Annotated in this window: 25 protein-coding genes; 7 read left to right on the top strand and 18 right to left on the bottom strand. The window is 66.9% G+C overall.

Annotated elements, in window-relative coordinates; translation table 11 throughout:
- Positions 1–188 precede the first annotated feature (188 nt).
- Positions 189–854 (bottom strand): GGDEF domain-containing protein, encoded by a 666-nt coding sequence (locus AC1P0E_RS33680; RefSeq protein WP_482746271.1) that lies wholly within the window; start codon positions 852–854, stop codon positions 189–191.
- 624 nt (positions 855–1478) lie between these two features.
- Here AC1P0E_RS33680 and AC1P0E_RS33675 point away from each other — a divergent pair.
- Together AC1P0E_RS33675 and AC1P0E_RS33670 are read left to right on the top strand one after the other, a co-directional pair.
- Positions 1479–1919: a glycine-rich domain-containing protein gene (locus tag AC1P0E_RS33675; RefSeq protein ID WP_482746270.1), complete on the top strand. Its 441-nt coding sequence runs from the start codon at positions 1479–1481 to the stop codon at positions 1917–1919.
- Positions 1916–2566, top strand: coding sequence for a nucleotidyltransferase domain-containing protein (locus tag AC1P0E_RS33670; protein WP_482746269.1), 651 nt, complete (start codon positions 1916–1918; stop codon positions 2564–2566). The genes AC1P0E_RS33675 and AC1P0E_RS33670 overlap by 4 nt, the downstream gene beginning before the upstream one ends.
- 110 nt (positions 2567–2676) lie before the next feature.
- On the opposite strand, the gene AC1P0E_RS33665 is transcribed toward AC1P0E_RS33670, so the two are convergent.
- On the bottom strand, positions 2677–3303 hold the full coding sequence (locus AC1P0E_RS33665; RefSeq protein WP_482746268.1) for a hypothetical protein: 627 nt from the start codon (positions 3301–3303) through the stop codon (positions 2677–2679).
- A gap of 224 nt (positions 3304–3527) precedes the next feature.
- Complete coding sequence (locus tag AC1P0E_RS33660; protein WP_482746267.1) at positions 3528–3821, bottom strand: hypothetical protein; 294 nt, start codon at positions 3819–3821, stop codon at positions 3528–3530.
- Between the two features lie 25 nt (positions 3822–3846).
- Here AC1P0E_RS33660 and AC1P0E_RS33655 point away from each other — a divergent pair, with 25 nt between their 5' ends.
- A complete protein-coding gene (locus AC1P0E_RS33655) occupies positions 3847–3984 on the top strand; it encodes a hypothetical protein (RefSeq protein ID WP_482746266.1) in 138 nt (45 codons plus the stop codon).
- A gap of 32 nt (positions 3985–4016) precedes the next feature.
- Here the strand turns inward: AC1P0E_RS33655 and AC1P0E_RS33650 are convergent, their stop codons facing one another.
- The 15 genes from AC1P0E_RS33650 to AC1P0E_RS33580 form a co-directional block, all read right to left on the bottom strand.
- Entirely contained in the window at positions 4017–4250 is a 234-nt protein-coding gene (locus tag AC1P0E_RS33650; RefSeq protein WP_482746265.1) for a hypothetical protein, read from the bottom strand.
- Between the two features lie 90 nt (positions 4251–4340).
- A complete protein-coding gene (locus tag AC1P0E_RS33645; protein ID WP_482746264.1) occupies positions 4341–4748 on the bottom strand; it encodes a Pycsar system effector family protein in 408 nt (135 codons plus the stop codon).
- A 241-nt stretch (positions 4749–4989) separates the two neighbouring features.
- Positions 4990–7152, bottom strand: a complete 2163-nt coding sequence (locus AC1P0E_RS33640) for a hypothetical protein (RefSeq protein WP_482746263.1) — start codon at positions 7150–7152, stop codon at positions 4990–4992.
- On the bottom strand, positions 7152–8252 hold the full coding sequence (locus AC1P0E_RS33635) for a hypothetical protein (protein WP_482746262.1): 1101 nt from the start codon (positions 8250–8252) through the stop codon (positions 7152–7154). The genes AC1P0E_RS33640 and AC1P0E_RS33635 overlap by 1 nt, the downstream gene beginning before the upstream one ends.
- A 125-nt stretch (positions 8253–8377) precedes the next feature.
- Entirely contained in the window at positions 8378–9697 is a 1320-nt protein-coding gene (locus AC1P0E_RS33630) for a hypothetical protein (RefSeq protein ID WP_482746261.1), read from the bottom strand.
- Between the two features lie 5 nt (positions 9698–9702).
- Entirely contained in the window at positions 9703–9978 is a 276-nt protein-coding gene (locus AC1P0E_RS33625; RefSeq protein WP_482746260.1) for a hypothetical protein, read from the bottom strand.
- A gap of 1 nt (position 9979) precedes the next feature.
- Positions 9980–11035 carry a C40 family peptidase gene (locus AC1P0E_RS33620; RefSeq protein ID WP_482746259.1) on the bottom strand — a complete coding sequence of 352 codons (1056 nt, stop codon included), beginning with the start codon at positions 11033–11035 and terminating at the stop codon, positions 9980–9982.
- Between the two features lie 118 nt (positions 11036–11153).
- Positions 11154–12785, bottom strand: coding sequence for an FtsK/SpoIIIE domain-containing protein (locus tag AC1P0E_RS33615; RefSeq protein WP_482746258.1), 1632 nt, complete (start codon positions 12783–12785; stop codon positions 11154–11156).
- Between the two features lie 236 nt (positions 12786–13021).
- Positions 13022–14134, bottom strand: coding sequence for a hypothetical protein (locus AC1P0E_RS33610; protein WP_482746257.1), 1113 nt, complete (start codon positions 14132–14134; stop codon positions 13022–13024).
- Positions 14135–14170: 36 nt separating this feature from the next.
- Positions 14171–14923 (bottom strand): hypothetical protein, encoded by a 753-nt coding sequence (locus tag AC1P0E_RS33605; RefSeq protein ID WP_482746256.1) that lies wholly within the window; start codon positions 14921–14923, stop codon positions 14171–14173.
- Positions 14924–14952: 29 nt separating this feature from the next.
- A complete protein-coding gene (locus AC1P0E_RS33600) occupies positions 14953–15126 on the bottom strand; it encodes a hypothetical protein (RefSeq protein WP_482746255.1) in 174 nt (57 codons plus the stop codon).
- Positions 15119–15307 carry a hypothetical protein gene (locus AC1P0E_RS33595; protein ID WP_482746254.1) on the bottom strand — a complete coding sequence of 63 codons (189 nt, stop codon included), beginning with the start codon at positions 15305–15307 and terminating at the stop codon, positions 15119–15121. The genes AC1P0E_RS33600 and AC1P0E_RS33595 overlap by 8 nt, the downstream gene beginning before the upstream one ends.
- A gap of 115 nt (positions 15308–15422) precedes the next feature.
- Positions 15423–15722 (bottom strand): hypothetical protein, encoded by a 300-nt coding sequence (locus AC1P0E_RS33590; RefSeq protein WP_482746253.1) that lies wholly within the window; start codon positions 15720–15722, stop codon positions 15423–15425.
- Positions 15719–16264, bottom strand: a complete 546-nt coding sequence (locus AC1P0E_RS33585; protein ID WP_482746252.1) for a WhiB family transcriptional regulator — start codon at positions 16262–16264, stop codon at positions 15719–15721. The genes AC1P0E_RS33590 and AC1P0E_RS33585 overlap by 4 nt, the downstream gene beginning before the upstream one ends.
- A 176-nt stretch (positions 16265–16440) precedes the next feature.
- A complete protein-coding gene (locus AC1P0E_RS33580) occupies positions 16441–16992 on the bottom strand; it encodes a hypothetical protein (RefSeq protein WP_482746251.1) in 552 nt (183 codons plus the stop codon).
- A 433-nt stretch (positions 16993–17425) separates the two neighbouring features.
- On the opposite strand from AC1P0E_RS33580, the gene AC1P0E_RS33575 reads away from it, so the two are divergent.
- The 4 genes from AC1P0E_RS33575 to AC1P0E_RS33560 all read left to right on the top strand — a co-directional run bounded on the left by AC1P0E_RS33575 (position 17426) and on the right by AC1P0E_RS33560 (position 20689).
- A complete protein-coding gene (locus AC1P0E_RS33575) occupies positions 17426–18175 on the top strand; it encodes a GntR family transcriptional regulator (protein WP_482746250.1) in 750 nt (249 codons plus the stop codon).
- Between the two features lie 264 nt (positions 18176–18439).
- Positions 18440–19753, top strand: a complete 1314-nt coding sequence (locus AC1P0E_RS33570; protein ID WP_482746249.1) for an NsdA family TPR-like regulatory protein — start codon at positions 18440–18442, stop codon at positions 19751–19753.
- A 10-nt stretch (positions 19754–19763) separates the two neighbouring features.
- Complete coding sequence (locus AC1P0E_RS33565; protein WP_482746248.1) at positions 19764–20312, top strand: GNAT family N-acetyltransferase; 549 nt, start codon at positions 19764–19766, stop codon at positions 20310–20312.
- 92 nt (positions 20313–20404) lie between these two features.
- The gene (locus AC1P0E_RS33560; protein WP_482746247.1) at positions 20405–20689 is read left to right on the top strand and encodes a helix-turn-helix domain-containing protein; all 285 of its coding nucleotides are present in this window, start codon (positions 20405–20407) and stop codon (positions 20687–20689) included.
- Positions 20690–20794: the final 105 nt, after the last annotated feature.

Below are 20794 nucleotides of genomic sequence, written 5' to 3'. Positions count from 1 at the left end.
GATGGGCGGCTTCCAGTCTTCGGCGCAGACCTTGCGCACCGCCTCCCCCTTGTGGGAGCGCAGCGGGGTGGGCCGGTCGCACAGAACACACGACGCGTCTTCCCACCGGTTGAAGTGGCAGCTGTCGCGCCAGACGAGCAACCGCTGCCCCGAGCCCGTGACGGGTGGGTGCGGTTGCCGGGCCGGGGTCATGCTGCGGCGCTGGTCGGACGGGCGTGGGTCCCGGGCCGGCCTTCGCGGCGGCCGTTGACACTGCGCGCCTGTGCGTGGTGAGGGCGCGCCTGGACGACGACGCCCTTCCGCTTGCCCTCGTACATCGCCGCATCGGCCGCGCGCATCAGCACGGCCAAGTCGTGCGAGCCGACCGTGTCCGGGGTCGCAAATCCTGCCGACACCGCGAGGGGCAGCTGCTCGCCGTCGTAGGTGACCGGCTGGGCAAGCAGGCGGGCGAGGTGCTCCAGGCGCAGGGCCTGGTGCCGGGGCCGGATTCGAGTGACGGCGGCGAACTCGTCGCCTCCGAGCCTGCCGACCGTGCCACGCTTGCCCACCCATTCGGTGAGCCGGGTGCCGATCGCGGCGAGGGCGGTGTCGCCGGCGGCGTGCCCGAAGGTGTCGTTGAGGGCTTTGAAGTGATCGGCGTCCGCGAGGATCAGAACCGTGTCGTGCAGGTGTCGCTCGAGGATGCGCTGCGCCCGCGTAAGGAAGGGCTCGCGGCGCAGGGTGCCGGTCAGCAAGTCGCGCTGGGCTGCGGCCAGACGCCGGTGGAGGACGACGGTGTGGGCGGTCCATCCGGCCAGCGGCACGGCGGCCGCGGTGATGTGGAAGTTCTTCCTCGGTAAGGCGGGGCTGGTCATACTGGGGGCTTCCTCTCGTACTTGCTACGGGATGGGAAGCCCGGAACAGCCGGCGTACGTGGGCAACGGAAGACGGCTGTTCCGGGCATTGCGCTGTGCGGGTTCAGGCGGCCAGCTGGTGTCGTGCCGGCGGGGGAGCGATGTAGCTGGACGGGTCGGCCGGGGTGCCGTCGTGACACTCCAAGCAGCTGTCAATCGAGGTCGGTATTGGCGGAGAGCACTTGTTCCGTGACGGTCGTATCCCTACGACACATGAGTCGCCGGCATGGGGAACGGCGCAGTTCGGGGCCACCATGGCGGACGCCGAGCGGCCCTGGTCGCGGCCGCGCACACCGTCGGGCTGCAGCGACCACGGCCAGGGTGGCGCGGGGGACGACGCCGAAACTCCGATTCGTCGTCGATCGTTCCTGCCCGAACGCCCTTCCAGTTGCCTGGCCTCCACAGGGGTGATCTTCTGAAGGAGGGGAGGTCCCAAGAGAGGCTTCCATGGGACGTTAATCGCGACCTCGATCGGCGTCGCGAAGGTCACGGATGCAAACGCGTATTTTCCCGTTCTGCGTGCCGCCCCAAGAGACCGCATGGGCGGAGCGCCAAGGCTTCGAGGCCACCACATGGAGTTCAATCATGAGCATTAGCCAGCCCGATCTCTGGGCGCGTATCGAGTCGCTAGATCTGGCGCCTATTCGAGAGTTCGTCACTGAAGGTGGTTTCACATCTGTCGAAGCGGAACGAATGGAAAACGACTACAGAAAATTCCTCTACACCATTGGGGCCTACGGTGAGGGTCAAGTCCCCTCACGCGACATCGACCAGTACTGGCACGAGCACGTACTACAGACCGAGAAATACGCCGCAGATTGTGACCAAATCTTCGGTCGATTCCTGCATCACTCACCCTTCAGTCGAACGCAAGCGCAACGCGAAGGCGAATGGAACGGGCGAACGAAGGAACAATTGGTGGCAGCCTACGAAGAGACAAGGCACCTCATAGAGACGGAGTTTGAAGAGCCCTTTTATGGCGAGTGTGCACGCTGTTGCACATCTCTACATGGACTGCATCGATGAACATCGCTGATTGGGGCGCCCTTGGCGAACGCGCGCGCACACAACTCGACATAATAGACGAAGTCGAAAGAGCCTGTGCGAGGGTGAACACGGTTGCGTGGCTCGCTGGCGGTTGGGCGGTCGATTTCCATGCCGGCACTTGGACACGCCCTCATTCCGACTTGGATTATGTCGTTAAGATGGAGCACATCCCCCTCGTGACACACGAACTCGTGAAATTGGGCATGAGGACGTTTCACACCGATGAGCCAGGGGACTGGCCTGTCCTTCTTCGAAAATGGGAAAGGATTACGATCCTGCCGCTAGTTGCTGATGTCACCCAACACAAAATGCACATCGAGGGATCATGGTCGTCGAAGTGCTGGCCTAACGAACTATTTACACCTCGACCCAGCGCCAGTCTCATGGGGATTTCGGCGATGGTTTTGGATGCGGGAGTCATATACGACATGAAATTGAGCACGCCATCGGAATTCAAAGATTTCAGGGTCGAGAAGGACGCGCATGATGCGCGACTTCTACGCGAAGCGCTCTCCTGTTCGTCGACCCGAATCTCAAAGGCGACCAGGCTGTCCGATTCCTCGGCCCCGGCGGCTTGTGGCAACAGTGGCTCCAGGATGCGTCCCACATGCAGCTCTCATTCGTAGGCTTTGCGCCTTCGCCGACGATGCGGTGACGCGACATGACGGCCTCACTCCTGCTCGCCGGTCTGACCTTTCCCAAAGGCGGCGAGCTATGGGCCAGCGAGACCACCACTTCAGTTCTGCTTGCGGGTGGCGATGTAGTCGAACCAGTCGCGTCTGGCGTATCCGGACCATCGGGTGGCGTTGCTGATGCTGGTCGCGGTGAAATCGGCGAGGACCGATGCCGGCAGGTCGGCGGCCAGGGCGAGGCGGGCGCTGTTGCGGCCGACACGGGGTGTGATTCCGTGCTGCCGGAGTTTCAGGCTGAGGTAGGTGGCGCCGAGAGGGCGCGCGGGCTCCTGTCCAGGGAACAACCATGGGGTGGTGCTGGCCGTCTGGTTGAGCTGCCAGCGTTCTTGGCATAGGTCGCGTAGTGCGCGGACCAGCCGGGCGACCTTGGGAGGCAGTGGAATCCGCTGGCCGTCGAGGTCGAGGGTTGCGGCTGTTTCGTCGTCGACGAGGTCGTGCACTGTGAGTTCGAGCAGCTTGGTGGGCTGGAGCCCGAACAGGAGCGTGAGCTCGCCGGCCGTGCGCACGTCGATGGGCATGGTGTCGTCGGTCAGACACTGGTGCAGTTGGTCTGCCTGCTCCCTTTCTGTGGCTGCGCAGGGTCCGCAGATGCCGTGGCCGTCGTCGGTGACGCCGAGTTCGGTTGGGGCGTGCGGGTCGGCGTCGACCAGGTCCTCGTCCTGGCCGCCCATCACTTGCCCCAGGGGCCGGGCAGTCGGCGGGGCGGGAGCGGGTAGCGGGGCCCGGGCAGCGTGGGGCGGGGTCGGCCTGTCCGGCGGCGGGGGGCGCGGTGGGATCATGGAGGTGCCTCCCTTGCAGGGGCAGAGGAGCGGGGCGTGCTCGTAGCCTGGGGAGGCTCGCGGGCACGCCCCATTCGCGTGTCGCGCCTGTGCTGGTGTCAGCCAAGCGCTGCGCTTCAGAAGGGCGGTTCGTCCAGGACGCTGGTGTGGCGTCGATCCTCAATCGAGGTACGGCGGATCCGCAGTCGCCAGTCGCACGGCACCGGGTGACCTGGAGCGGTGTCGAGTTCGTCGAGGATGACGACAAGTGCGTCCTGGTCGGGCAGTTCGACATCGATGTAGGTGCCGCAGGCGCACGGTGCGATCAGGGTGATCGTGTGGACCATGTCGCCATCCTCGTCGTGGCCGACCTGGGTGAGGCTGTAGTGCAGCCACCATCCGCGGCTTCCGTCGGTGGAGCCGAGGGCCACGACCGCTGACGACGGCGTAGAGGGTGTGGGGGAACAACCAGGCAAGGACGGCGTCGGCCTGGACGGCGGCGTGGCGGGCGGCCTTGTCGCCACGCGCGTACGGCTGCGGCAAGTCCAGGGAGCGCATCTGCTGGTGCAGGGCGATGACGGGGGCCGGCGATAACCCGGCAGAAGTGGGGCTGGCAGCGACGTCGGTCATCGGGGCGTCTCCTTCGGGTCGGGTGGCAGCAGCGGCCGCACCGTCTCGGTGGCGGTGCGGGACGGCGCCGGGTCGGTCCGTCCGGGGGCGTGGGCGGCTTCGCTGGTGCCGCACAGCTGGTAGCCGAGGAACAGCCCGACGCAGAGGAACACGATGTGCCGGTTGCGCCGCCACCAGCTGGCGGGCGTGGGCGCGGTGAGGATGCCGATCACGGCAGGCGACTTCGCCAACAGAACTCCATGACTTGGATACGAGTCCGGCCGCCCACTCCATGGGATCGGAGTGTGCGGCCGGTTGTGGATGTGGTGGGACTGGCGGCTTTACAGGGCGCCGGCGGCCGCGGCGGTGAGCAGAGCGAGCGCGGCGAGGATCGTGTCGACCGCGTGCCGCAGCCTGGTGTACTTGCGCAGCGCGATGCCCGACAGCACCTGGACCCGGGCGGCACGGCTGTCACCGGTCATCGAGGCGCGGATCTCGTCCTGGTCCAGCTGCGCCCAGTACGGGAACGACGCACGATCCGATCCGCCCAGACGGGGCCGGACCACCAGGAGCAGCAGCACGGCCGCCACGCCCAGGGCCAAACCGGCCAGGGCACCGAAGCCTTTCGTGACGAGCGGCAGCTGCGCATCGGCGGCGCTGGCGAGGCCGGCCAAGGCCGCGCCGCTGAAGGCGAGTAAGAGCGACGCCTTGCTGTCGGTCCTGGCTATCTCTTGGCGACCGAGGCGCAAGCGCTGTCCAGGTTCCGCTCCGTGCCCGTGTCGGTGAGGGTGTTCGGTTCCACGGTGGCTGCTCCTTGAAGGCAAGGGAATGGGAAGGGCGTATCGGTAGCGCGGGCCGGTGGGCCTGGTCCGCCGCCGGACGCCACATAGGGCGAGGCCGGAGGCGGGGCAGGACAACCGGACGCAGAAGAGGGCCCGCTCTGCGGGCCCTCTTCTGTACGGGACGGGTAGCGCAACACGCTGTGGAGACTCAGAGGTAGGAGGGCAGTTTCTTCCCGGTCTCTGCGTCGTAGGCGATTCCGGTGGGGGACAGGCGGACCGTTTTGGATGTTGCTCGGGAGCCTTCCTTCCAGGTCTTTCCGCCGACCGCTATCCGGACGGTCACGTCAGCGAGAGGATCACTCACTGGCAGCACGATTTCAGGAGCATGGGCGTACCGTCCGGATTCCGGCTGGCTGACGGCTTTCTTACCGTCAGCGTCGAGCCGGAGATACTTCGCATTCGGTTCGAAGGGTGCGCGCAGTTCCACGATGACGCGCTTGTCCTTGGTCCAGTGAGCGACGACATCGGCGTTGACACTGTCGATGTCGAGTGCTGCTCCTGACCTGCCTTTGTACGCTGCGGCCTTCGTCGTGCGTTCCTCGCTGCGTTGGTCCGTTTCGGCGTTCTGCCATACAACTGCGGTGGCGAGGGCCAGGGTCGTGACGGCGGAGATGCAGAGCCAGGTGCGTCGACGCGTCGATGGGGCCGGCGCGTCGTTGGGCACTGTTTCCGGTACGTCGGTGGACGGCTTGGGCCCTTGGTGCCATGTCGGTGTCGTGTCGGCGTCGGCCGTTTCGCTCCACCATTCGACGTCTTTGCCCATACGCGTGACGGTAGCGCGCAACCGGACTGCCTGGTCAGGGCTTCCGCAGAGTTCCGCGACCCGGGCCCGGGTCGACAACCACGACGCCGCCTGGTCGGAGTTGATCCCATGGGCGGTGATGTCCTCGCGCTCACCAAGGGAAGCAAGGTCGGCGGCCTCGGAACACCGGCCTTCTCTCGCGGCTTGCAGGGCGTCTTGGTGCCGGGTGTCGACGACGTTCGGAGGCATCTCCCAGTCCCAGACCCCAGCACCGTCGCTGAGGTCCTGTTCGACGGGGGCCGGTAGATTTTCGCTGTGATCGTCGTCGTAGTCGCTGCTCTCGTCAGGCTCCGTCGCAGCTGTCTCCGTGGTTGCTTCGACGGCGACGGCGCCTGCGGCTTCCTGTGCCTTGCGTCGCCTCGATGAGGTATCGGTGAGCCTGGCTTCCTCGCCGTTGAGCTTGGTCGCGATGATGTCCACAAAGTGCGGGCCGACCTTCCAGACGGCCTCTCCCTGGCCCAGGTTGGGAATCTCGTCGATGGCCCATTGCGGCAGTCCCAGCAGCCCACCGACAATGGCGGCTTCTTCCGGACCGAGGCGCCCGATGTGGAAGACCTCGCACAACCGGGCCAGGTCTTGCGCCGCACCGGTGCCCAGGTCGGACAGCGTGTGCATCAGCGCATCGAGCGACAGCCCCAGCTTCCGGGAGTTTTTCAGCAGTCGCTGAATGAGACCGGCCGTGGCGGGGGACTGCAGGATCTGCCACGCCTCTTCCAGGACGAGGTGTTTGTGGAGGGCGGTGGACTGGCGCAGCCACACATGCTCCGCCCAGCACGACACCGCGGCCATGAGGGAGGGGATGGCGGGGCTGTTGCGGTCGAGGCGGGAGAAGTCGAAGGAGAGCATCGGCAGGTCGGTGGGAGGCAGGTTGGTGTCCTGGCCGTCGAACAGGCCGCGCAGCGATCCTTCGGTGTAGCGGGACAGAGCCAGTGCCGCACCCTCGCCCCATCCTTCGATCTTCCCCGCGGGCCACCGGCCGTCCTCGGGACGTACCAAGGCACCGACCAGCCCCGGCAGGCTGGTGGCCTTGGGGTGGTTGAGGGCGTGCTGCAATGCGTGGGTGGACTGGGGGGTGAGCGCTGCGGGTTCGACGGCGAGGATCAGCGAGCGGATCAGCTGCTCGCGCACCTGAGGCGGGAACAGCGTCGAGCACGGGTTGAGTGTGAACTGGCTGGCATCGATGACCAGGCCGCCCACGTTGCGGGTCAGCGGCGACCACTCGCCGGCCGCGTCATCCTCCCCGAAGGAGTCGATGACGACGTACTGATCGTCGTGGTCGCGGATTTCCCGGTGCGCGCGTGTCTTGCCGGTCGTCGATTTGCCCGAGCCGAGACCTCCCATCCCAAGGCTGTTCGTGGACGGCAGGATCGCCGTATCGGTCAGGACGGGCGAGAGGTGAAACGGCCGTCCGTCCAGGCAGGAGCGCCCGATCAGGATCCCGGGGAAACTGGTGGAGGACGCGACCAGGGGTGCGGTGATCGCGGCGTGGGTGGAGGGCAGACGGATCATCAGAGCACCGCCCCTTTCCTGGTGGAAGCTCCATGCGGGCTGGTCATCACGTGCGCGCGGTGCTGCTGGCCGGTGAGCCAGTCGAGGTTGATCCGGTGCCGGTCGGACGCGACGGACGTCGTCCATCGGGACTCGGTGACAGCCTGAGGGCTGTCGCCCCACACCGTGAGGTAGGCGTCCACGTCCACCAAGTTGTCGCCCTGGACGAGTGCGTCACGCCGGGTGCTGCTGGCGTGCGCCTGCGCTTCCTGCTTGACCTTGTCCGTGGTGTACGCCGCGGAAGCGGCGTCCGACCATTTGACTGACCGGCGGGACTGGCCTGCCGTCAGCGGCCGGTACAGGACGGCCAGAGACCTTTCCGGCGGGAACTCTTTGGGTGCCTTGCTCCTCGGATCGCCCAGGATCAGCAGCCGCATGAGGTCCCCTTCCGTCTCATCGGGCCAGCGCGTGATCCGTGCGGTGGCCGCGTACCGGCCGTCCTCGAGCGCGACCCAGCCCGGCCCGCGCTCGGTCACCAGTGGCACCGGCTCCGCTTCCACCGGCATCAGGACGCCCAGGGCCTCGAACTCCCCCTCGATGGTGTCGAGGACCCGGTCGGGGGAGCCGACCAGGCCCCGGGGGATATGCACGGAAACCGTCTGTGTGTGGGCGGTGTACTCGCCCCTCGTCGCATGGTGGGTGACCTGAACCTGAATACCCGAGCCTCGCGCCTGGCCGCCTGCGAACGTCAGCGCGCGAGCGAACGCCTCGTGAAAACCGGCCCGGCGGCGCGGGTCGTGCATGGTGCCGTGGTCGGGGTAGAGCAGCCACGTCCTGGTCGTACCGGGTGCACTGGTCATGGTGCGGGGCACCGTGCGCTCCCGTAGATGCCGGTAGCCGACAGTGGCCCACCGTGCGATCGAGCGGGGGCCGGGCGCCAGGTTGAGCAGTGCGGCAGCCGCACCAACTGCGCCGAACGTCCAGATGGGCGGCGGGGTCAAGATCGCCGACATCAGCACGGCGCCCCCGAGCCCGGCATTCGCTTTGGTCAGCAGGGTCTCGGCAGGGCTGAGTCCACGCTGCAGAGCGGGGACGCGATATCCGGGCGTCAGGGAGTACACGACAAAGCCTCCTTCAAGTACGGGTCGGCCGGGATCCCGGCCGGGCGGACCAACCGCCTGGCCCCGGTCCTCGCTACCGCCGCACAGCGCGACAGCGAGGACCGGGGCCAGGAACAGTCGGCTTCTTACGGGGTGGTCGGCCCGCTGGGCGGCCGGTTGGGCGTCGGCCGCGGGTTCGGTGCCGGGGCCGGGCCGGGGGCCGGGCGGTTCGGCGCCGGGCTCGGATTCGGCCCCTGGGCACGGCGGTTGGCAGCCTGGGGCTGTGTGCCGGGTGCCTGGGGCTGGCCGGAGGCCCGCGCCTGCCGGCGGGCCTGGGTGAGCTGGGCGGTACGGGCCGTATCCCGGCCGATCTTCTCGGACATGGACGCGGTGGTCAGCCGTCCCGGCCGCTGCTGCTGCTTGATGCCGTAGGCGGCGAACAGCACACCGCGGTCCTGGGACGCAGCGCGACCAGGGGTGTCCACGGTGCGGGGCCCGCGCGGGGTGGTCTCCTGCTCGTAGACGTCCGGCGAACCCGCTCGCACGACCGCCCGCGCCAGCGGGTTGGTGGTGTTGCGCTCCACCAGCCCCCGCGCAGCACCGGCGATCTTGGGCCCGAAGTACGGAACCCCATGGAAGATCATCCGCAGCATCAGTGCGTCCGCGAAGATCAGCAGAACAGCGTCCATGACCAGCGCGCCGCCGAATGGCTTCACGAACGGGCCGACCAGCAGCAGCGCGAACGGAGCGAACATCAACCCCAGCAGCCGCTGCGCCCACCGCTTCACGGCCGTCATGTCGCCCCCGCGTGCCAGGGATGCCAGCACCAGAGGAGCCATGCACACGAACACCAAGATCCCGAGCTGACGCGTCATGAACACCAGCGAGGCGAACGCCAGGGCGACCACCAGCGCAGCGATGATCACCAGAGTGCCCAGTGGGTTACCAGCATCCGCTCCATGCTCCAGATCTTTCTTAATCGCACCGAAGAGAGTGCCTTCGTCGCTGTCGAACGCGGCCGTGAATCCGGCGCTCACAGCCGTGTTCAGCATCGTCACGGCCCCCGGAACGGAGGCCATGCCGGCGACAGCCACCAGAGTCCACCCGGTTGAGGCACCCATCTGTTTCAGCCGGGGTGTGCCCTGCCATGCGGTCAGGGCGCACACGACGATCACGCACACGAAGATCGCCACAGCGAGATGCTCACCGAGCCACAAGAACGGCTGGTATAGCCCGCTGTCGGCTTTCTCCGGTGCCCACGCGTCGTTCGGTGCGACGAGCCCGTTGATCTTCTCGATCAGGTATTCGGCGAGGTCTTTGACGTGGTCGGAGGCACCGTCGGTGAGCCCAACGCCGCCGTCCCCATCACCGCCGGGAGGCTCCCTCGAGGACCCGTCCCCGGCGCAGTAGTCGTAGGCCGGCGTGCCCTCCAGGAGGTCACACGGGTCCTTATCCTTGTCCGGCATCCGGCTCAGCCCTTGGCCGAGGTCACGGTCGAGAACAGGGTCCCGCCGTACAGCGCGAGGATGACGGCGACGAACAGGGTGCCCACCGCCAGGCTGCCCTTGCGCAGCGCACCCTTCGGGTCGTTCGACAGCTGGAGCAGCATTCGCACCGCGATCACCGCGATCACCGCGGCGATGCCCTTGGTGACCAGACCGCCACCGGTCAGCCCGATCGTGTCGAAGAAGTCCTTGAAGCCGACACTCAGGTCTTTGCCCTCTGCGAGGGTGATGAACTTGGGCATGTCAGATCTCCTCATTGTTGGTGTGCATGGGGCGTGCGACGCCGAACAGGTCGGTCATGGAGTCCAGAGGGGAATAGCGGACTTTGGTGCCGGGCCGGGGGGCGTCGATCATCCAGCCGCCGCCGACGTAAATACCGACGTGGTGAATGTTCGTGGCACTGGTTCCGTAGAAAACGAGATCTCCGGCGCGAACGTCTCCCGGCTTGACGGGCTTTGACGTGGCATATTGCTGCGCTGCCGTGCGGGGCAGGGAAATTCCGGCCTTCGCGTAGGCGTAGAGCGTGAGCCCGGAGCAGTCGAAGCCCTCGATGTTTGCACCGGAGCGGCCTCGAGGTGAGCAGCAGCTTCCCGTACTCTTGCCGCTCGCGTTGCCTCCGCCCCACGAATACGGGGCGCCGATCTCGCCTTTCGCCGCGTTGACTGCTTTTGCGGCCTGTCCCGTGGTTGGGGTTTTCCCGCCACCCGAGGGCTTGTTGGCGAGTGCTGCGGTGATGAGCCGGACGTAATTCTGCGTCTCTTTATACGGGGGGATGCCTCCGTACTTCGTGACGGCTCCGCTTCCGGCGTTGTAGGCGGCGATCATGTTGTGCTGTTTGTTTCCGGGAACATCTTTGACGTCCTCGGAAAGGGTGCACAAGTATTTCGCCGATGAAGGGATCGCGTCCTCGGGGTTCTCAGGATCACGCTTACCGTCGCCATTACCGTCGATTCCGTGGGTCTCCCACGTGGACGGCATGAACTGTGCGATGCCCTGCGCACCGACCGGCGAAGTAGCGGTCGGGTCCATATTGGATTCCTGTGTGAGGAGCGCGGCGAGAAGGTCCGAACTGACCTCGGGGCAGGTGTTCCCTGCCTCCTCAATCAGCGCCCGGTATTCGCTGGGGACAGCCAGGCTGAGCCCCGTTCCTATGGGGTCGTCGCCGGCGGCCTGCACGAGCGCGGCCACGACGACGGCCGCGGTCGCTCCTATCCCGATCGTGACCGCTGCAGAGGGCCTCAAGAGCGTTTCCTCTCCTTCCTGGGTTCTTTTGTTGTTTTCGCAGGTCAGGACCGTCATCTGTATCTGCCAGAGGTCTGCCGGGGATCTGCCGGTGTCCGCCGGGCATCCGCCGGACGGCAGATGCTGGCGGATGCCCGGCAGATCCCTGGCAGATGGTCCGGCAGATGCAGGCGGGTCACGAACCGGACATCAGGGCGGCGGTGAGGTCGGCGAGGTGGTAGCCCCGCACACCCTTTTCGTCCTTGCCCGACGGAGCGCGCAGCAGAGCGGCCAGTTTCCTTCCCTGCATGACCGGAGCGGTTTCTGTGACCCCGAGGCCGGGGGCGAGTTTCGACGTGGGCAGGAATTCCACGCCGCTTTCTCGCATCAGGTCGACCGCCTGTTTCAGCGGGGATACCGGAGCCTCTTCGATCGTCTGCTGCTGGCGGGCCTGTACCTCGTCTACTGCTTCCCAGATGAATTCCTCCGGGAAGTCGAAGCCGCGGATGAGGGTGGAAACACCGTGCGCGAACAGGACTCCCTGACCCTTGATGTTCGAGTCAAGGAGGGCCGGGTTGATCGGAGCGACCGTCTCGAAGTACGTGTCACCGAGAGCGACCTTCGCAGTGCCTTCGGATGCCACGTACAGGCACAGCCGGTACAGGAACTGATCCCGGACCATGACCGGAATGGCGTTCTGGGACGGGCGCTGAGTCATCAGCACCGTAGAAATCCCCGACTCCAGGCACTTCGCGACCAGAGCGCGGCTCTTTTCCGCGATCCTGCGCGCCTGTTCCTTCCCTGCGGTCGATCCGTCGTCGGCGAAGAAGTCAGCAGCTTCGTCAACGATGAAAAAGACCGGCCTGAATTTCGGCGCCGGACGCCTGTTCCGGGCAGCGTCCTGCATCTCTGCGTAACGCTTGTCCGCGCGCCCGTTGAGCTCGTCGACCATGTCTTCGTATACGGCCGGATCGTCGGACGCCTCGTATCGGACGGCGATCTTTTCGAACCTAGTCAGCCCGCAGAATTTCCCGTCGAGCAAATACAGGTCGAATTCGCCGTATGCGATCAGTAGGCAGGTAATGAGCCCGTTGACCAGAGTCGTCTTTCCCATCTGGGTCATTCCGGCAACCAGCAGCGACGCCTTGTCGAACGTCGGCGCGCCCGCGAGCCCGCCGACGACGTCATGCCCGAACGGCACCCCGTTAAATGCGCCGATCTCCTGCCGGGTGGGCGGGGTGAACGCGGTGGTGAACGGCGGCTCGTTGAGTACCAGCAGCCGCACGCCGCGCTCGTTGAGGCGGCTGCGTTCGAGCTTGGTGTGCAGCCGACTGACGCCGAACATGCCCGCGACCTCTCCGAGCCGCCTCTCGACATGCACATACGACCGGCCCTCGGGCACCAGGAAGTCGTAGCCCACCCCGGTCCTCACCGGGGTGACGGTGACGTCGTCGGCCCGGATGACTTCGTCCTTGCCAATGGCTCCCGCCTTCACCAGCGCGGATGTCAGTTTCGGATGTACGGGGACGTCCTGGTCGGCCATCTCCGTCCCGTCTGCCACTTGGCCGGGCGCCTCCTGCTTCAAGGCCGTGGCGGGCTGCGGCTCGCGCATCCAGAGCCGACTGAGGCCCGTTTTGAGCTTCCAGGCTCCGTAGCCGAGGGCGACCAGCGCCCCGGCGGTGAGCAGCACGGTGGCCGGCCAGGACAAGCCGAGCTTGTCTTTGATGGCGGCAAGAACACCGAAGGCGATGACGAGGACGCCGATGGCGCCCGCGGCCTGCCCGTACATGTCCTCGTCAGCCTGCTGTTGCTGTTTCTTCTTTCCCACACCCCCTCCTCTCGATCTTGAGCGTGCGAGCATATCTCGAACGCACATTCGGTTCCGTGTGGTTTTCCGTGGTGCTCGCCGGGTCTGCTCCCTGGTTCTGCGAACGCAGTTGTTCGCTCGCCGGGTCACTCACCGGGTCTGCGCCGGTCGACTGCGTGTTGCTGGTTCCGGCAGTCGCAGCAAGGGCCAGCCCGCGGGGTGCGGGCTGGCCCTCACTGGTGGTGCCGGACGTGTGCTCAGGCGCCCGCGTCCTCTTCCTCGCTCTCGTCGGCGTCCTCCCCGGCCCCCTCGCCGGTCCCCTCGTTCGCCCTGAGCGCGCTCCACTCCTGGCGCACTCGCTCCTCGCTGCCGACGAAGCCGGCGCGGCGGAAGCTGTCGCGGGCCTGCCGGTAGGACAGGGGCGGGTCCTCGGAGTAGCGCAGGTGGCGCAGGACGACGGCCATCTGAGCGTTGGTCAGCGGCTCGCCGGGGACCGGGACCGGCACGCCCGTGACGGTCGCGATCTCCTGAAGCGTGACGGTCTGTGCCGCCTCGCGTGACGGCTTACCCGGCGCACCCGCGTTGACCTGCGTGCCGGTGGTGGAACGGCTGATGGCGATCGCGCCCTGTCCGGCACGGTCCGCCGTGCCGGACAGGGCGGGGGCGGTGGGCGTCCACTGGCCAAGTTCCGGCAGGCGGATCTCCGCAACGGACGCTGGCAGAACCTTTTCCGTGACCGTCTGCGCGGTGGCCTCAGCCTGCCCGTGCAGCTTTTCGGTCATGGTCTGCTGTGTCTTCAGTACCGACTTGCGGTAGGCGGTCTCCGCCTGGGCCACCCGCTTCTCCAGCTCGGTGGCCAGCTCCAGCAGTTCGACGCGGTGCGCGGCCTCCGCCTCCATCTCCTCCAGCTGGTCGGACACCTGCTGTCGCTTGGCGTCGATGCGCTGTTGCGTGCCGGCCGACACCTTCCGCCCCAGGGACGGAAGGGCGATCCACCACGCGAGCTTGGTCGCGATGATGGCGATCGGGGTGAGGACGACGGCCAGGTCGAATCCGTCGGACCGGGACAGGATCAGGTCGGTCGTGGGGATCGCCGCGTTGACGGCCGTGAGGGCCAGTCCCGCGTACTGGACGCGCCGGGTGCGCTTGAGGTTGTTGCCGGCCAGGATCTCCGTCGCCTGGAAGACAACCCACAGCGCGTCCAGGGCGCCCACGGTCGGCACGGCCCACCCGCCGAACTTCGGTTCAAGGATCTGGTAGCTGACGGCCACCGACAGGATGGCCACGCCCAGGGTGACCACCCCCAGGACGCTGAGCACCACCCCGCGCGGGGAGGGCTTCCCGTCGTGCCACTTCTTCTTCTTCTCCACGCTGTCTCCGTTCTCCGTACGGGTGTGTGGCGGTCTTCAGCCGATGGCGGCCGTGCCGGACAGGCGGCCCACCTTCGCGACGTGTGCGTCCTGCTGCTCGATGACGCGGCGGGTCTGCTCCTTCAGCGGCGGGCTGGTGTCCCAGTCGCTGTAGTAGCTCTTGCCGTAGTCGTTGGCGTCCGTGATGTGCCAGTCCGTGGCCTCCGGGTATCCGGCGGCCTTCAGCGCGGCGTCGTGGCCCAGGTCGGCGTAGAGGTGCTTGTGGTGGACCTGGGCGATCTCTTCCGCCCGCTTGTCGAAGGCGATGGCGGCGGCCTTGGTGCGGTCCTGGGCGTCGACCAGGCGGGAGACCGCGGACGGCCACTCCTTGGCGGCATCGGGGGTGCGGAGGTAGTCATACGCCGTGCCCAGTGCCTTGATCTCGTGCTGGTAGGTCTTCCAGCGGCCAGGCGCGTCCTTGACTACGGCCTTCAGGTCCGCGACGTAAGCGGCGTCCTTCCACTCCTCCCGGGCGGTCTCGTACAGGTTGGACAGGACGACGCCTGCCTTCTGCCGGATCAGGTGTTCGGCCTCGTTCTCCGACTCCCTGACGTAGCTGAGCTTCGGGTCGTCGTGGGTGGCGGGCTTGTACGGCTCCTCCTCCCGTCCCGTGAACGGCTCGAACTCGAAGCGGAGTCCGTAGGGCTGGGGGTCGACCTTCTTCAGGTACTTCGGGAGGTACGGCTGGAGACGGGCGAAGATTTCGTCCAGCTCCTGCGGGGTGATCTGGAAGCTGTAACCGAGCGGCATGGTGGTCTCCTTCGTTGAAGGGCGGGCGGTCAGCGCCGCTGGTGGAGGCGCTGGAGGTAGGCGTCCTGGAGCCGGGTGAACCGCTCAAGCAGCGGCGTCCCTGTCGGGCAGGAGCGGCCGGTGTCGCAGGCGGTGCAGTCGGCGCGGTGAGCGGCCCAGGTGCGGTGGGCCGTCATGTAGCGGTCGTACAAGTCGTCAGCCACGGTTGTCTTTCGAGGCGGGGTGGATGTCGGTGACGCGGTGGCCGGCCTCCCACGCCCTGGCGGCCGCCGTCGCGGCGACCGCGAGCAGAGCGCGGGTGATGGGGTGGGCCAGGCCGCGTACGGCGATGGCCCGGGCCGCGAGGTACTGGGCGGCCCGGGCCATCCGTATCGGCGGGTGCATATCGGCTATTGCTTGCCGCCGCACTGGCACGGCTCGTGCCGCACCGACTGGTAGACCTTGCCGTCCGCGCCGACCTGGTTGACGGTCACTAACTTCGGCGGGTGCCCGCAGGAGCTCACGGGGCCACCGCCATTACGCTCGCGCCGGTGGTGGCCGGTGCGACAAACTCGCCGCACCGGCACCTCCAGAAGCCGCAGATGGGACACGCGTCGTTCGCCTTCAGCGGCTGAGCGAGGGTCAGGAGCGGGGGCCGGGTGTACCCGGGGGCCATCTCCTCGAGCGTGCGGCGGGCGCGGTGCCCGACGGCGCGGCGGTCGCCGTCAGCAACGAGGTGACGCACCAGGCGGTGAAGCCGGACAACGCCGTCGCTGCTGCCGGTGACAGCGGGGCGCTGGGTGAGGGTGACGCTGGTCATGCCGCCTCACCCCAGCCGGCACGGGTGCGGCGGGCGGTACGGATGTACTGGACCTGCGAGGCAAGTTCGCGGACCCGCAGGTTTTGCACGGCCTGTGTCGCGGCCTGGCGGCGCTGGCCGCCGGCCTTGTCCGGGTTCTTGATGGCCTCGCGCCGCAGCTGCACCGTGAGGTCCACCAGCTGGCGCCACTCGGGATCGCGGTCTGCGGCGACCGCGGCCGCCAGGCGCTCCGCCTGCTTACTACGGCTCGTGGCCAGCTGCTGGCCGGTCATACCGCCGCGCACCAACTCGTCGCTTGTGGAATCGCCGTCGCCGTCGCGCAGCGCCAGCTCCCGGCACGCGTTCAGCACCGGGCAGCCCTTGCAGACGCGGAGCAGCTCGCGGCTGCGGGTACGCCAGACGCCGATGCCCTCGCCGTCCTCACGGAACCACTCGCCCGGGTCCAAAGAGCCGGGCTGGGCGCAGACGGCACTGGTGTCGACGGCGGACTGGAGTGCAGCCCGGCGCGTGTGCCGGGCCTGGGTGGATGTCATCCTGTGCATAGGTCGGGATCCCTTCAAGTGATCGACCTGCATGGACGAACCCCCAGGGCCCTACACCTTGGGGGTTCGTCGCGTTCGGGGCCCCTGTTGGCCCCTGGCTGACTGCCGGTACGAGCAGCCACGGCCGCGCCCACCAGCGGTGGGCGCGGCCGTGGTCGTTCGTCTCACGGATCGGTTCAGGCGGTGCGGCTCAGGTGCTCGCGGGCGATGCCGGTCATGCGGGCGGCGAGCTGGCGGCCGGCGTCGCAGGGAGTGCCGCTCTTGCACGGGGTGCAAGAGGCGCGGTGCTCCCGGAGGGCAGTGCGCAGTTGCCCGTAGATCGGCGCGGCCGGGGCGACGGCGATCTGGACGGTACGGCGGATCAGCTGACGCAGTTCGATGACGACCACGCAGCGGCTGGAGCCGAAGCGGCGGCAGCGGGCACAGTCGTCCGCGAGGTGCTCGGTCAACTGCTCGCGCGGCGACCGGGTGAGGGCGGGCATCTGGCTGGCGGCGGGTGCCGTCTGCGGGCGGGGCTTGCGGGTCGGGCGGGTGGTGCGGCGGCTGGCGGCCGTGGTCTCAGCGGCGAGCAGCTTCTCGCCCCACTGTTCGAGGGTGATGTCGATGTCGATGCGCTGCGCGCTGCCGGGGCAACGGCGGCCGGTCGACGGCTTCGGGGTGGTATTGGGGTCGTCGCGGTAACGGCGGGGCCCGTCGGCCGGGATAGCGACGCCGTCGCGGTGCGGCATGATCATCGACCTCTTAAGGCGATGCCAGGTATGGCAGTCGGGGCAGACTGCCATGCGTGGCTCACCGTCGCGGAGGCCGAGGTGCTCGGGGCGCATCGTGCCGACTTTGATGGGGGCACGTCCGTTGTGACGCATCATCTCTCCCTTGCTGTTGCGTTCTCCTTCGGTCAGGCCCTCGTCGTGAACGGCGAGGCCCTGACCGGCGGGCAGCGCAACGGCTGCGGGTGGCGCAACTGGCTGTGGCTCCGGGGGACCGCGTCGTGCTTGTCACCCCGGCCGGCGTGTAAGCACGGACAGCCAGACTTATGAAGTTGAGGGATGTAGGCAGCTACCCTACGTAAGGGCTAGCCCTTATTTAGGATGGGGCTAGCCCCAAAGTTTGTCAATAGGAGATAGCCTTTATCCGATGTCGTTTCGCTGAAGGGAGGTTGACGTGCGCGGATACCGAGAGCTAGCTGAGGAGCTACGGCAGCGGATCAACGATGGGGAGTTCGCTTCGGGGCAGACCCTGCCGCGGATCGTCGATCTGATCGACGAGTACGGACTTTCGCGCCAGACCGTGCGGGACGCCATCGGTGTGCTTGCCGACGAAGGTCTGGTGGTCACGATGGGGAAGGGTGGAACGATCGTGCGCAACCGTACGCAGGTCCGCATCCGGTTGAGCCGATACTCCCGAGTGCTGAGCTCTGGAGGCACTAAGGGACCTTGGGAGACAGCCTGCGCTGAGCAGGGGCTTGTTGGGCAGATGAAGGTCGTACACGTGGCGAGGGGCGAAGGCCCCGAGGACATCGCCGGCCTACTGGCCGTACCTGTCAACTCCGAGCTGGTCCACCGCCGCAGGTACGCCATGATCGGCTCCGATGACGTGGTCCAGGTCCAGGACGTCTGGTACCCCTCCGACCTGGCCGACGAGGCCGGCATCTCCGGCGAAGGGAAAGTCGTCGGTGGTGTGTTCGCCGCACTGGCTTCCGCTGGACATGTTCCGAAGACGGCGAGCGAACAAGTGAACTCGCGCATGCCGACCCCCAGCGAGGCCACCCAGCTCAAGATCAGTGGCAAGGTCCCTGTTGTAGCTGTCCAGCGGCTTACCAAGGCCGCCGACGGCCGAGTGCTCGAAGTGCTTCGCTCCACTGCGCCGGCTGACCGGGTCCAACTCACATATGACGACCTCCCCTTGCAGTAACGGACACTGCGGCACTCCCCCACGGCGATCGCACTGAACAGTTCTCCAAGCATCGGTCTCGGCTTCCAAGTCGGTCGGCTTCTGAAAACTTGCTGATCACAACCGTCCGATGAGCGAGCATGACCGCACGAGGTCCTGTAGCGGACCGCTCCCGGACATGAAGCGGACCGCTGTAGGACCAGAGCAAATGCCCTGCTGCTTTGGCGCTGCCGCAGCGTGAAACTGAGGCACGCAGAGCACGAATTCGTGACTCGGGGAGGATCGGTGGCCAGCCGCCAGGAAGATCCGCGCACCATGCTGGAGTTCCTGCTACACCAGCAGGACCGCACGCTTGAGGAGATCGTCCGTGACTTCGGGCGTATCGCTGAACAGCTGAACGAGGACGTCACACTCAGCACTCGGCACCTGCGGCGGCTGGCCAGCGGCGAGCGGACCAACACCACCCCGGTCATGCGCCGTGTTCTGCAATCGATGTTCGGTAAGCCGCTGAGCGAACTCCTGGCCCCATGGGACGGGCTCGCACCAGCGGTGGACGGACCTACCGGGCTGATCCTTGCGACTGGACAGCCCACTGCGGACAAGGAGCTGATCCAGATGGCAGCACGAAGGGCCAAAAGTTTCGCCCTCGCGGCAGGGCAGACAGACCTGACCTCCGACGTGATGGAGCAGGTGCACGCAGATGTCCAGCGACTGGCAACGGACTACCCGCAACGGCCGCTCTCCGAGCTGCTCCCGGACCTCATCACTACTCAAGACACGGTGTTCACGCTGCTGGAGCAGCAACGCCGGCCGAACCAAGCGAGGCAGCTCAGCTTCCTTGCCGGAGTCACGGGAGGACTGCTCGCGAAGGCGTCGCACGACTTGGCGGACCCGCACGCCGCCCTTACCCAGGCCCGGACGGCGTTCGTCTGCGCCGACAACGCGGATCACAACGGACTGCGCGCGTGGATCCGCGGGATTCAGTCCCTGGTCTCGTACTGGGCCGGCCGGACACGGGAGTCCGTCCGCTACGCCCAGTCCGGCGCGGCATTCTCTACGAACAACACATCCAGCGTGTGGCTGCCGATGAACGAGGCCCGCGCATGGGCGGCACTCGGCAACGCGAACGAGGCGCGGGCCGCAATCGAGCGAGCCGAGAACGCCTGGGACACAGTGCAGGATGACGAAGTCGATGAACTAGGCGGCCTCTGTACCTTCGGGCAGACCCGCCAGATCTACTACGCAGCCGAGGCTTTGTCGTGGCTCCCGTCGCAGGCTGCGGCTGCGGGCGACTACGCAACCCGGGCCGTTGACGCGTACGAGGACAGCTCGTCTCCCGAGTGGGCGTTCGGCGACCAGGCCGGCTCCCGCAGCGCCTTGGCCATCGCACGTATTCAAGCGGGCGAGCTCGAGGGCGCCGCTGAGTCAGTCGCACCAGTTCTCGCGCTCGCTCCCGAGCAGCGGATCAACGGCATCGTCCACGCCGCACAACGCGTGCACACCGCTCTACGCAACTCGCCGCTGGCAGAGGCTGGTGCCGATCTACAGGAGCAGATCGAAATCTTCACCCGCACGCCGCTCAAGTCCCTGCCCCGCTAGGAGTTCTCCGGTGCCGTACCCCATCCGAATCGTCGGCGACAAGGTCGTGCTGCGCGAGTTCACCCCGGCCGACGTAGATGACGTACTCGGAATCATCGGCGACGACCGAGTCACTCGGTGGCTGTCGTTCGATAGCCGCAGTCAAGACGAGGCCACCGCAATGATCAAGGGGACTATCGAGCGCGCTCAGCAGAATCCGCGAACCGAGTTCTACCTAGCGGTGACGCCCCACGAGAGCGAGGACCGGGTCGTCGGCTTCGTACGAATCGGTTTCGCCGGCGTCAAGGCCGGCAAGCTGGGCTACGCCACCGCAGCAGGAGAATGGGGCCGCGGTTACGCCACCGACGCGGCCCGGACACTCACCACGTACGCCTTCCAGGAGCTGGGGCTACACCGGGTCAGTGCAGCGATCGGGCCGGAGAACACAGCCTCGATCGCCATGGTGGAGAAGCTCGGTTTTGCCAAAGAAGGTGTCCTGCGCGATCACGTGTTCACCAACGGAACGTGGCGCGACAGCGTGCTGTACTCAGTCCTCGCGCACGAGTGGCGCATCCAGTGACACGCAGTCAAGTGACAAGCCGAAAATGCCGGTACAGGAGGACATGATCCGGTAGTGTCTGTGTAGCGTTCGAGTAGTCAGGGGAGGTTCATATGCCGCAAGTTGTTTCTGAAGCTGTTCAGTCGTTGCTGAGTCGCGCCGCCAGTCTGCCCGCCCAGGAGGCATGGGGGCGTCTGCGCCGAGCTGGCGGCCTTACTCAGTCCGAGGTGGCGTCAGCGATCGGGGTCCACAGGGTCCAAGTTGCTCGCTGGGAGAGCGGCAAGGCCGAACCGCGCCCGCCACACCGACAGGACTACGCCCTGCTACTCCAAGGCCTTGCAGCCAGGCATCCCGCAGCCGCCGGGAACCAGCCTGCGGAAGGAGCGGACGTGTCTTAGTCGACCGCTCTGCATCTCGCGAAATGCGAAGCGGCCCCCGCCTCTGACAACGGGGACCGCTTTCTAGCAATCGACTCGAAGGACTTCCAGGAACCCGAGTCGTGA

It is taken from the genome of Streptomyces sp. TRD_SC_5 (genome assembly GCF_056836825.1).
The sequence above is the reverse complement of the archived record's forward strand: the minus strand, read 5'-3'. Positions and strand labels throughout refer to the sequence as shown.